Genomic DNA, 11,727 nt, shown 5'->3' with positions numbered 1-11,727 from the left:
GCCGCGCCGCCGGCCCGGGTCGGGCCCGTCCGTCGGACCGCCGTCGCCGGCCGGCGGGCCGTCGCTCCCCGACAGCAGCTCGGATACGCCTACCGGCTCCCCGCCCCGGGCCACGCGGCCGCCGTCCGGGCCGGCCGACGCCGCCAGTTCCTCGGCGGCCAGCTCGTTGAGCCGGGCGCAGAGCCGCTCGGCGCTGCGTCGGGAGTTGGTGAAGACGATGGTGGAGCGGTGCGACCGGATCAGGGCGAAGACCCGTTCCTCGACGGCGGGCCAGATGGAGGCGCGGCGCGGCCCGGGCCCGCCGAGGTTGTCCTCCGGCGGCTCCTGCTCGTCGAGGCGGGTCATGTCCTCCACCGGGACCTGGACGCTGACCTCGATGGTCTTGCTGCTGGGCGGCTGCACCACGTCGACCGGGCGGGCCCCGCCGAGGAAGCGGGCGCAGGCGTCGATCGGCCGGACGGTGGCGGAGAGGCCGATCCGCTGGGCCGGCGCGTCGAGCAGCGCGTCCAGCCGCTCCAGGGAGAGCGCCAGGTGGGCGCCGCGCTTCGTGCCGGCGACCGCGTGCACCTCGTCGACGATGACCGTCCGGACGCCGCGCAAGGAGTCCCGGGCCGCGGAGGTGAGCAGGAGGAAGAGCGACTCCGGGGTGGTGATGAGGATGTCCGGCGGGGTGCGGGCGAAGGCCCGCCGCTCGTCGGCCGGGGTGTCGCCGGTGCGCATGCCGACGGTGATGTCGGGCGGGGTGAGGCCGAGCCGGGTGGCGGCCTGCCGGATCCCGGCGAGCGGGGCGCGCAGGTTGCGCTCCACGTCGACGGCGAGCGCCTTGAGCGGGCTGACGTAGAGCACCCGGCAGCGGTGCCGGGCCTCGGCCGGTGGCGGCTCCTTGGCCAGCCGGTCGAGCGACCAGAGGAACGCGGCCAGGGTCTTGCCGGAACCGGTGGGGGCGACGACGAGGGCGTTGCGGCCGGCGGCCACGGATCGCCACGCGCCGGCCTGGGCGGCGGTCGGCGCGGCGAAGGCGGCGTCGAACCACTCCCGGGTGGCCGCGCCGAACTCGGCCAGCACCGCCCTGCTCCGGGTCACCTCGTCCGCCACGTCCTCCATCCTGCCCCGGCGGTCCGACAATCGGCCCGCCGGGCGGGTCCGGCTCTTCCCAGCTCGATGGCTTGCGCGCCGAATGAGGTGTTATTAGCGTTAAGTCTTACTTAACTGCTTGCTTGTACGGCACAACATAAAGTAACTTCACCCGCAACGCACCGGCGGGGGAGGCATGGATGAGCGTCGAGGAGCAGGGCTCGGGAGCCGGCACCGACGTGCTCATCCGGAAGGTCGACGGCCACCTCGCCGCGCTCCGCGCCGGCCTGCACGGCCCCGAGCTCCAGCTCGCCGAGGAGCTGGCCCACTGTCTGCGGGAGCTGGTCGTCGCCACCGCCGGATCCAGCGCCGCCGACCGCGGGCTGGTCCGCGCCGCCGTGCACTACTTCGTCCTGCGGCGGGAGAGCCGGGGCACCCAGCTGCCGGTGCGCTCCCTGGCCGCCGCGCAGCGGGTGGTGAACAAGGCCGTGCTCCAGCTCGGCCGCCCCGACCTGCTGGTGGTGGAGACCCGCCGCGACCGCACCGCCGCCGACCCCGCCCTGCGCTGACCCGGGGCGGGCGGCCGGGACGGGTTTCCGGAAAAACGCCCGGCGGCCGGCGATCTGACGTCTGATCGGTCTGGCCGCAGCGTGCCCGACGCGCGGTCACCTCGACCTGGAGTACGCGTGCTCGTCCTGCTGATCCTGCACCTGGTGGCGGCCTTGCTGGCGCCGCTGCTGGTGCGCCGGTGGGGCCCGCGCGCGTGCTACCCGCTCGCCGCCGCGCCGGCCGCCGCCGTCGGCTGGGCGATCGCGCACACCGGCGCGGTCCGGCACGGCGGTGCCGTGGTCGAGACGTACCCCTGGATCGCCCAGCTCCAGCTCGACGTGGCGCTGCGGGTCACCACCCTGTCCTGGCTGATGCTGCTGCTGGTCGGCGGGGTCGGCGCGCTGGTACTGGTCTACTCCGCCCGCTACTTCCACGCCGGCTCGCTCGGACTGGCCCGGTACGCGTCCATCATGGTCGCCTTCGCCGGCGCCATGATCGGCCTCGTCGTCTCCGACGACCTGCTGCTGCTCTACGTCTTCTGGGAGCTGACCACCGTCTTCTCCTACCTGCTCATCGGGCACAGCACCGAGCGCCGGTCCAGCCGGTGGGCGGCCGTCCAGGCGCTCACCGTCACCACGCTGGGCGGGCTGGCCATGCTGGTCGGGTTCCTGCTGCTCGGCCGGCACGCCGGCAGCTACCGCTGGTCCGTGATCATCTCCGGGCCGCCGCCCACCGGCGGGTACCTCGTCCTCGCCGTGCTGCTCGTCCTCACCGGGGCCCTGGCGAAGTCCGCGGTGTTCCCGTTCAACGCCTGGCTGCCGGTGGCGATGGCCGCGCCCACACCGGTCAGCGCGTACCTGCACGCCGCGGCGATGGTGAAGGCCGGGGTGTTCCTGATCGGGCTGCTCGGCCCGGCACTGGCCCCGGTCGGCCCGTGGCGGCCGGTCACCGTGGTCGCCGGGCTGATCACCCTGGTCGCCGGCGGCTGGGCGGCGCTGCGGCAGACCGACCTGAAGCTGCTGCTGGCGTTCGGCACGGTCAGCCAGCTCGGCCTGCTCACCGTGGTGCTCGGCGCGGGCACCCCACAGGCGGCCCTGGCCGGCGTGGCGATGCTGCTGGCGCACGCGCTGTTCAAGGCGGCGCTCTTCCTCGTCGTGGGCCTGCTCGACCACAGCGCGGGCGGCCGCGACCTGCGGGAACTGTCCGGACTCGGGCGGTCCGCGCCGGCGCTGGCCACGGTCGCCACGCTGGCCGCCGCGTCGATGGCCGGGCTGCCGCCGCTGCTCGGCTTCGTGGCCAAGGAGGCCCTGCTCGGCGCGTTCACCGACCAGCCGCTGGTGCTCGCGATCCTGGTCGCGGGGACCGCGCTGACCGTCGCGTACAGCATCCGCTTCGTCTGGGGCGCGTTCGCCTCCCGGCCCGGCGTGCCGGCCACCGACCTGACGCGGCCACCCGCCGCCATGTTCGTACCCCCGGCCCTGCTCGCCGTCGCCGGGCTGGCCGCCGGCCCGGCCGCCGGCTGGGTCGGCGGCCTGCTCGACCCGTACGCCGCGCTGTTCGGCCCGGTCGAGGAGCACCTGGCGCTCTGGCACGGACCGACCGCGGCGCTCGGCCTGTCCGCCGTCGCGGTGGCCGGCGGCGTGGCCCTGCACCTGGCGCGGGGGCCGCTCGCGCCCGCGCTGGCCCGGCTCCGCTTCCCGGTCGGCGGCAACCAGGGGTACGAGTGGATCACCCACCGGTTCGACTGGTTGGCCATCAAGGTCACCGCCGCCACCCAGCGCGGCGCCCTGCCGCAGTACCTGGGCACCATCCTGCTCGTCCTGGTGCTGGTGCCCGGCACGGCCATGCTGAGCACCCGGCCGTGGCGGGTCGGGCTGGCGGCCTGGGACAGCCCGGTCCAACTGGTGGTGTGCGTGGTGATCGCGGTGGCCGCGCTGATCGCCGTCGCGGCCCGGCGCCGGCTCACCGCGATGCTGCTGGTCGGGGTCACCGGCTACGGCACCGCGATGATGTTCGTGCTCTACGGCGCGCCCGACCTGGCGCTCACCCAGTTCCTGGTGGAGACCGCCACCATCGCGGTGTTCGTGCTGGTGCTGCGCCGGCTGCCGGAACGGTTCTCGGCCCGGCCGCTGCGCCGCAGCCGCTGGGTGCGCCGGACGATCGGCGTCGGGGCGGGACTGGTGGTGGCCGGTCTCGCGCTGGCCGCCGCGGGCGCCCGCCGGTTCCCGTCGATCTCGCTCGCCTTTCCGGACCTGGCGGTGGCGGAGGGCTACGGCCGCAACGTGGTCAACGTGACCCTGGTGGACATCCGCGCCTGGGACACCATGGGGGAGCTGGCGGTGCTGGTGGTGACCGCGACCGGGGTGGCCAGTCTGATCTTCCAGCGGTCCCGTACCGGGCCCCGGCCGCGCCGTCCCCGGCCGGCCGCCCCCCGCCGCGGCGGGCCGACGGTGTGGCTGCGCGGCGGCGCCACACTGCACGCCCGGCGCCGCTCGATCGTCTTCGAGGTGGTCACCCGGCTGATCTTTCACACCGTGCTGCTGCTCTCCCTGTTCCTCCTCTTCAGCGGGCACAACGCGCCCGGCGGCGGATTCACCGGCGGGCTGGTCGCCGGCCTCGCGCTGACCGTCCGCTACCTGGCCGGCGGCCGGTACGAACTGGCCGAGGCCGCGCCCGTCGGGGCCGGAACCGTGCTCGGCGCGGGGCTGGGCGTGGCGGTCGGCGGCGGGGCGCTCGGGCTGCTGCTCAGCGGAGACGTGCTGCAGAGCGTCAAGGTGGATTTCTGGCTGCCGCTGGTCGGCCACTCCTACGTGGTCACCTCGCTCTTCTTCGACATCGGCGTCTACCTGGTGGTGGTCGGGCTGGTGCTGGACATCCTGCGCAGCCTCGGCGCCGAGGTGGACCGGCACGTCGAGGCGGCCGGCGAGCCGGCCCGCGGCCTCGCCGTGCAGCCGGAGGGGGGACCGGAGGTGTCGCCGTGACCCGGGGCACCGCGGGACCCACCCTGGTCCTGGTGATCGCCGTCGGGGTGCTCGTCGCCACCGGCGTCACGCTGGTGCTGGAACGCAGCCTGACCCGGATCCTGCTCGGGGTCATCCTGCTCGGCAACGGGGTGAACCTGCTGATCCTGCTCGCCGGCCGGTCCGGCGCGGCGCCGCTGGCGGGCACCGTGCCGGCCGCCGCGATGAGCGACGCGCTGCCGCAGGCCATGGTGCTCACCGCCGTGGTGATCACGTTCGGGCTGACCGCGTTCCTGCTCGCGGTGGCCTACCGCAGCTGGTACCTGACCGGCGACGACGAGGTGCAGGACGACCTGGAGGACCGGCAGGTCGCCCGGCTCGCCGAACGCAACGAGGTGGCCACCGGGGACCTCGGTGGCGAGGGGCCGGACAACGACCCCGAGCAGGTGGACCCCGAGCCGGCGCTGCGCCGGCTACGCCGCCGCGGGGAACAGCCTTGAGTCCCGCGCTGGTGCCGTTGCCGGTGGTGGTGCCGCTGCTCGGCGCGGCGCTCACCCTGATCCTGGCCAACCGGCCCCGGTTGCAGCGGTCGGTCAGCGTGCTCGGGCTGCTCGTCACCCTGGTGGTCGCGGTGGTGCTGCTGGTCGAGGCGTACCGGCACGGGCCGCTCGTGGTCCAGGTGGGCGGCTGGCCGGCCCCGGTCGGCATCGTGCTGGTGGCCGACCAGTTGGCGGCGCTGATGCTGGTGGTGTCGGCCGCGGTCACCCTCTGCGTGCTGCTCTACTCGATCGGGCAGGGCCGGGGGGAAACCAGCGAGTCCGCGCCGGTGAACATCTACCACCCGACCTACCTGGTGCTGACCGCCGGGGTGACCAACGCGTTCCTCGCCGGGGATCTGTTCAACCTCTTCGTCGGTTTCGAGATCCTGTTGGCCGCGAGCTTCGTGCTGATCACCCTCGGCGGCACCGAGGTGCGGATCCGGACCGGTTCGACGTACGTGGTGGTCAGCATCATCTCCTCGATGATCTTCCTGACCGCGGTGGGCCTGGTGTACGCGGCCACCGGCACCCTCAACATGGCCCAGCTCGCCGGCCGTCTGGACGCGCTGCCGGACGGCGTACGGCTGATGTTGCAGTTGATGCTGCTGCTCGCCTTCGGCATCAAGGCGGCGGTCTTCCCGGTCTCCGCCTGGTTGCCGGACAGCTACCCGACCGCGCCGGCCCCGGTCACGGCCGTCTTCGCCGGCCTGCTCACCAAGGTGGGCGTCTACGCGATCATCCGCACCGAGACGCTGCTCTTCCCCGGCGGCGAGCTCGCCAACCTGCTCATGGTGGTGGCCGGGCTGAGCATGGTGGTCGGCATCCTCGGCGCGGTGGCCCAGTCCGACATGAAGCGGATCTTCTCCTTCACGCTGGTCAGCCACATCGGCTACATGATCTTCGGGGTGGCGTTGAGCACCGTCGCCGGCCTCACCGGGGCGATCTTCTACGTGGTGCACCACATCACCATCCAGACCACCCTCTTCCTGGTCGCCGGCCTGGTAGAGGAGCGGGCCGGCAGCACCGACCTGCGTCGGCTCGGCGGGCTGGCCCGGGTCACCCCGCTGCTCGCCGTGCTCTTCTTCGTGCCGGCCATGAACCTGGCCGGCATCCCGCCGTTCTCCGGTTTCCTCGGCAAGCTCGGGCTGCTCCAGGCCGGTGTGGCGGCCGGCGGGACGCTGCCCGGGGTGCTCGTCGGCGCGGGCACGCTGACCAGCCTGCTCACCCTCTACGCCGCGTCCCGGGTGTGGAACATCGCGTTCTGGCGGGCACCCCGGTTGGCCGTCGCCGGCCGGCCGGCCCGCCTGCCGAACCTGATGGTGGGGGCCACCGCCGCCCTGGTGGCGCTCGGCGTGGGGCTCACCCTGGCCGCCGGGCCGTTGTTCCGGGTCACCGCGGACGCGGCCACCGACCTGCGCGCGCGCACCCCGTACGTGCGGGCCGTGCTGCCGGCGGAGGCGCGGTGAGTACCTGGCGGGCCGCGTCCCCGCCGGCCGGTGACGGGGCCGCCCGGCCGCCGACCGGGTGGCGCGCCTGGCGTGGGCGGCGGCGCGACCAGGCCGTCGCGCTCGGCTGGCTGGTGGCCATCTGGCTGCTCCTCTGGGGCGACCTCTCCTGGGCCAATCTGCTGGGCGGCGTCGTCATCGGCGCGGCCGTGCTGCTGTTCTTCCCGCTTCCGCCGGTGACCTTCGGCGGCCGGCTGCGCCTCGGCCCGCTGCTGGTCCTGGCGGTCACCTTCGTCGGCGAGCTGATCAGCGCCAGCGTGCACGTGGCGGCCATCGCGGTGCGTCCCGGGTTCCGGCCGCGCGGCGCGATCATCGGGGTCCCGCTGCGGATCCGCACCGACCTCAACCTGGCCCTCACCGCCGAGGTGATCTCCCTGGTCCCGGGCACCCTGATCGTGGACGTGGACCGGGAGAAGGGCGTGCTCTACGTGCACGTGCTCGACGTGCGCGGCCCGGAGGACCTGGCCGGCAGCCGGGAGCGGATCCGCGACGTCGAGCGGCGCGTCGTCCGCGCCGTCGGCTCCGCGGAGGAGGTACGCCGGCTGCACAACGGACCCGACGACCGGAGGACCCGACCATGACCACGCTGCTCGCCGTCGCGCTGACCGGACTGTTCTCGGTCACCGCGCTGCTCGCCCTGGCCCGGATCTACCGCGGGCCGTCGCTGCTGGACCGGATCGTCGGCGCCGACCTGCTGCTCTCCACCATGCTCGGCGCGGTCGGCGCGGAGGCGGCGGTCAACCGGCACGCCACCACCCTGCCGGTGCTGGTGGTGCTCTCCCTGCTGGGCTTCGTCGGCTCGGTGGCGCTGGTCCGGTTCGCCGTCCGGGAGGAGGTGTGACGGGCGCCGTGGCCGACTGGCTGGGCGGGGCCTGCCTGCTGGCCGGCGCGCTGCTCAGCCTGGCCGCCGGCATCGGGGTGATGCGCTTCCCGGACGTGCTGAGCCGGATGCACGCCGCCACGAAGCCGCAGGTGCTCGGCGTGCTGCTGCTGATCACCGGCCTCGCGCTGCGGCTGCGCACCGGCTCGGACCTCGGCATGATCATGCTGGTCGCGATCTTCCAGCTGGCCACCGCCCCGGTGTCCGCCCAGATGATCGGGCGGGCCGCGTACCGGTCCGGGCGAATCGACCGGGACCTGCTGGACGCCGACGAGCTGGCCGGGCGGTGAATCCGGACGAGGAGCGGGCTTCCCGGCACCCTCAGCGAACGTCCAGCGGGCACCGATAAAATGGCGGCATGATCGACTCTTCTGCCCAGGAGGGCAGCAGTAGCCGGCCGGGTCATACCCGGCATCCCCTCGCCCCGACGGACCCGGGAGCCCTGAGCCTCCCGTGCTGATCCTCGTGGGACTCGTCCTCATCACCGTGCTCACCGCCGCCACCGGATATTTCGTGGCCCAGGAGTTCGGCTACGTCGCCGTGGACCGGGGCAAGCTCAAGCAGCTCGCCGACGGCGGCGACCAGCCGGCCGCCCGGGCCCTGGAGGTCACCGGGCGGCTCTCTTTCATGCTCTCCGGCGCCCAGCTCGGCATCACCGTGACCGCCCTGCTGGTCGGTTACGTGGCCGAGCCGTACCTGGGCGCGGGGCTGGCCGACCTGCTCGGCCTCGCCGGGCTCTCCACCGCCGTGGCGCTGCCGCTGTCGGTGGCGCTGGCCCTGCTCATCGCCACCGTGGTGCAGATGGTCCTCGGCGAGCTGGCCCCGAAGAACCTGGCCATCGCCCGGCCCGTGCCGCTGGCCCGGGCGCTGGCCCGCTCCACCCTGATGTACCTGCGGGTGGCCGGCCCGCTGATCACCCTCTTCGACCGGGCCGCCGTGCGGCTGCTCCGCCGGGTCGGCATCGAGCCGATCGAGGAGCTGCCCAGCGGCGCCACCCCGGAGGACCTGGAACAGATCATCGCCGAGTCCCGGGAGGAGGGGCACCTGGACGCCGCGATGTCCGACCTGCTCGACCGGGGCCTCGACTTCCGGGAGCTGACCGCCGGGGAGGCCATGGTGCCCCGGGTCGACGTGCACACCGTACGGGCCGACGAGCCGGTCAGCCGGGTCGTCGAGCTGCTCGACACCGGCCACTCCCGGTTCCCGGTACGCGGCGCCGAGGGCGTCGACGACCTGATCGGCGTGATCGGCATCGCCGACGTGCTCGGGGTGCCCCCGGCGCGGCGGGCCACCACCCGGGTGGGCGCGGTCGCCGTACCCCCGCTGCTGGTGCCCGAGACGCTGCCGCTGCCGACGGTGCTGGACCGGCTGCGGGTCGGCCACCGGCAGCTCGCCTGCGTGGTCGACGAGTACGGCGGCTTCGCCGGCGTGATCACGCTGGAGGACATCGCCGAGGAGTTGGTCGGGCCGATCCGGGACGAGGACGACCCGCCGGAGCGGGCCCCGGCCCGGCAGGACGACGGCTCCTGGGTGGTGCCGGCCCGCTGGCGCATCGACGAGGTCGCCGACAGCACCGGCATTGCGCTGCCCGAGGGGCCCGAGTACGACACCCTCTCCGGCCTGGTCATGCGGGAGCTGGGCCGGGTGCCCGAGGTGGGTGACCGGCTGGAGATCGCGCTGGCCGCCGACGGGGAGGAACCGGCGCACGAGCCGCGTGCCCTGGTCGAGGTGCTGGCCGTGGACCGGCACGTGGCCGACTCCGTCCTGCTGCGGATGGCCGCCGGCGAGCGCCCGGAGGACGTGGCATGAGCCCCGGTTTCGCCCTGTTCTTCTCCGTGGTGCTGCTCGCGCTCAACGGGTTCTTCGTGGCCGCCGAGTTCGCCCTGGTGGCGGCGAAGCGCTACCGGCTGGAGCAGTTGGCGGCCGGTGGCGGCCGGGCGGCCCGCGCCGCGCTGGACGGGGTACGCGAGCTGAGCCTGATGCTGGCTGGCGCGCAGCTCGGCATCACCCTGTGCACGCTGGGCCTCGGTGCGCTGGCCGAGCCGGCCATCGAGCGCCTGCTCAGCCCGCTGCTGCACGCCGTCGGGCTGCCGCTGGCGGTCAGCCACGCGGTGGCGCTGGTGTTCGCGCTGGCGCTGGTGACCTTCCTGCACCTGGTGGTCGGCGAGATGGCCCCGAAGTCGTGGGCGATCACCGATGCGGAGCGCTCGGCCACCCTGCTGGCGCTGCCGTTCCGGGCCTTCGCCCGGGTGGCCCGCCCGGTGCTGTCCGCGCTGAACGCGCTCGCGAACGCCGTGCTGCGGCTGGTGGGCGTACGCCAGCAGGACCAGCTCGCCCAGGTGCACGGCCCGGACGAGCTGCGCATCCTGCTGGAGCAGTCCCGGGAGCACGGGCTGCTCGGTGCCGAGCAGCACCAGATGCTGACCAGCATGCTGGAGTTGCAGGGCACCACGGTGGCGCAGGTGATGGAGCCGTTCGACCGGATCGTCACGGTCCGCCGGGACGACACGGCCGAGCGGATCGAGCACGTCTCGCGGGACAGCGGCCGGTCCCGGCTGGCCGTGGTGGACGCGGGCGGCGAGGTCTGCGGCCTGGTCCACGTCCGGGAGGCGGTGCGGGCGGTCACCACCGGCCGCCCGGCGGTCGCCGACGAGCTGATGACCCCGGCGTTCACCCTGCCGGCCGAGGCCTCGGTCACCGAGGCGGTGGCGGCGATGCGGGGCCGGCAGGCCCAACTGGCGCTGGTCCGCAACGGCGGCGGCCCGACCCGGCCAATCGGTTTCGTCGCTCTGGAGGACCTTCTCGAGGAGGTCATCGGCGAGTTCGACGACGAGACCGACCCGGTGCCCCGGGGCCGCCGGCTGCGCTGACCGCCCCCCTTCCGTCTTTCCGTCCCTTCTGTCCGGCCGCCGGGTCCCCACGACCCAGCGGCCGGCTCGTCTCCGCCAACCCCGGGGCGCGGTCCGCCCACGCACGGTCCGCCGGGGCCGCGGTCCGCCGAGAGCGCGGTCCGTCCAGGGCGCGGTCCGCGCTGAGGGTCTGATCGGGCTGTGGGTGCGTTTGTTGTCGCTCCAGCGACAACAAACGCACCCACACCGACGCGACGGGGCGGGAGTGGCCGCCGTGGCGGAGGGGCGGGAGCGGCGGGGCAGGAGTGGCCGCCGGGCCACCGGGAATGCCGGCGGGTCGGGGGAAGGGGGACCGGGTGCGGCTGACCGGGGTGTCGTCGGAGTCGGTGTGGACCGGGCTCTCGGTGAGCACGACGCTCACCAGCCCGAGCACCCGCCCGGGTCTGCGCCTGCCCGGCCGGGTGACGCTGGCGGCCGGCGGCACCGACGTCCCGGTCCGGCACGTCCGCCTCGGGCTGCTCGCTCAGGCGGAGCCGGCCGACCCGGAGGCGCCCCGGCGGCTGGTGCAGTACCACGAGGTGCCGATCGCCGGCCGGTTCGTGGTGCCGGCGGGACGGCGGCGGTCGATCGACTTCGCCCTCCCGCTGCCCTGGGAAACCCCGGTGACCGTTTTCGGTGGGGTGCCGCTGATGAGCCTGCGCACCGGCCTGCGAACCGAGGTGTCGGTCGACCCCGACCTGGATCAGGGGGCGCTGGTGCCGGTCTTCGTGCATCCGCTGCCGACTCAGCAGCACATCCTGGCGGCGCTGGACACGCTCGGCTTCGTCATGCGGCAGGCCGGCTTGCAGCACGGCCGGTTGCCCGGGGTGGCCCAGGCGTTGCCGGTGTACCAGCGGCTCGGCTACTGGGCGGCCCCGCTCTACGCCGGGCCGATCACCGAGCTGGAGGTGATCTTCGTGACGAACGCGGCCGTGCTGGAGGTGGTGCTCTGGATGGACCGCCGGCTGGCCCTGGCCGGCGTGACCCACCAGAGCATCAGCCGGTTCCGGATCTGGCACGCCGGCGCCGACCGGCGGGACTGGGTGGCCACCGTGGACGGCTGGCTGCGGCAGGCCATCAACCGGCACGCGGCCGCCGCGGCGCACGCCGACTGGTCCGCCACGATCAACGAGTCCGCGCACGTCAGCCGCCCCCCGGACGAGCCGGTGGCGCCCGGCTACGGGTTGGGCGGCACCGCCGGTGGCGCCGGGGTCGGCGGTGGTGGTGGCGGCGACGGCACCTGAGGCCGGCCCGCACGCCAGCCGCTGGGCAGCCGGGTGGCGGCGACGGCCCCGAGGCGGCCTTCCACGGCCCGCCGGCGGCGGCCCGGCG

General features: G+C 74.6%; 11 protein-coding genes. 10 read left to right on the top strand and 1 reads right to left on the bottom strand.

Annotated features, from left to right (window positions below; all coding sequences use genetic code 11):
• The coding region (locus tag LQ51_RS07995; protein WP_046564054.1) for a DEAD/DEAH box helicase at positions 1 to 1,104 on the bottom strand (1,104 nt) is incomplete at its 3' end.
• Between the two features lie 170 nt (positions 1,105 to 1,274).
• Here LQ51_RS07995 and LQ51_RS07990 point away from each other — a divergent pair.
• From LQ51_RS07990 to LQ51_RS07945, 10 genes are all read left to right on the top strand, one after another.
• The gene (locus LQ51_RS07990; RefSeq protein ID WP_046564053.1) at positions 1,275 to 1,643 is read left to right on the top strand and encodes a hypothetical protein; all 369 of its coding nucleotides are present in this window, start codon (positions 1,275 to 1,277) and stop codon (positions 1,641 to 1,643) included.
• Between the two features lie 117 nt (positions 1,644 to 1,760).
• Positions 1,761 to 4,604, top strand: coding sequence for a Na+/H+ antiporter subunit A (locus LQ51_RS07985; RefSeq protein WP_046564052.1), 2,844 nt, complete (start codon positions 1,761 to 1,763; stop codon positions 4,602 to 4,604).
• Positions 4,601 to 5,083 (top strand): Na(+)/H(+) antiporter subunit C, encoded by a 483-nt coding sequence (locus LQ51_RS07980; protein WP_046564051.1) that lies wholly within the window; start codon positions 4,601 to 4,603, stop codon positions 5,081 to 5,083. The genes LQ51_RS07985 and LQ51_RS07980 overlap by 4 nt, the downstream gene beginning before the upstream one ends.
• Positions 5,080 to 6,588 (top strand): Na+/H+ antiporter subunit D, encoded by a 1,509-nt coding sequence (locus LQ51_RS07975; RefSeq protein ID WP_046564050.1) that lies wholly within the window; start codon positions 5,080 to 5,082, stop codon positions 6,586 to 6,588. Before LQ51_RS07980 ends, LQ51_RS07975 begins: the two co-directional genes overlap by 4 nt.
• Positions 6,585 to 7,208, top strand: a complete 624-nt coding sequence (locus tag LQ51_RS07970; protein WP_046564049.1) for a Na+/H+ antiporter subunit E — start codon at positions 6,585 to 6,587, stop codon at positions 7,206 to 7,208. The genes LQ51_RS07975 and LQ51_RS07970 overlap by 4 nt, the downstream gene beginning before the upstream one ends.
• The gene (locus tag LQ51_RS07965; protein ID WP_046564048.1) at positions 7,205 to 7,468 is read left to right on the top strand and encodes an MrpF/PhaF family protein; all 264 of its coding nucleotides are present in this window, start codon (positions 7,205 to 7,207) and stop codon (positions 7,466 to 7,468) included. The genes LQ51_RS07970 and LQ51_RS07965 overlap by 4 nt, the downstream gene beginning before the upstream one ends.
• Complete coding sequence (gene mnhG / locus LQ51_RS07960) at positions 7,465 to 7,797, top strand: monovalent cation/H(+) antiporter subunit G (protein ID WP_046564047.1); 333 nt, start codon at positions 7,465 to 7,467, stop codon at positions 7,795 to 7,797. The genes LQ51_RS07965 and mnhG overlap by 4 nt, the downstream gene beginning before the upstream one ends.
• Before the next feature lie 163 nt (positions 7,798 to 7,960).
• Positions 7,961 to 9,316: a hemolysin family protein gene (locus tag LQ51_RS07955; RefSeq protein ID WP_046564046.1), complete on the top strand. Its 1,356-nt coding sequence runs from the start codon at positions 7,961 to 7,963 to the stop codon at positions 9,314 to 9,316.
• Entirely contained in the window at positions 9,313 to 10,377 is a 1,065-nt protein-coding gene (locus LQ51_RS07950; RefSeq protein ID WP_046564045.1) for a hemolysin family protein, read from the top strand. Before LQ51_RS07955 ends, LQ51_RS07950 begins: the two co-directional genes overlap by 4 nt.
• Before the next feature lie 335 nt (positions 10,378 to 10,712).
• Positions 10,713 to 11,639 (top strand): sporulation protein, encoded by a 927-nt coding sequence (locus LQ51_RS07945; protein ID WP_046564044.1) that lies wholly within the window; start codon positions 10,713 to 10,715, stop codon positions 11,637 to 11,639.
• Positions 11,640 to 11,727: the final 88 nt, after the last annotated feature.

The organism is Micromonospora sp. HK10 (genome assembly GCF_000982955.1).
Taxonomy (GTDB): domain Bacteria; phylum Actinomycetota; class Actinomycetes; order Mycobacteriales; family Micromonosporaceae; genus Micromonospora.
Note: the sequence above shows the minus strand (reverse complement) of the source record. Positions and strands in the feature narration are given on the sequence as shown.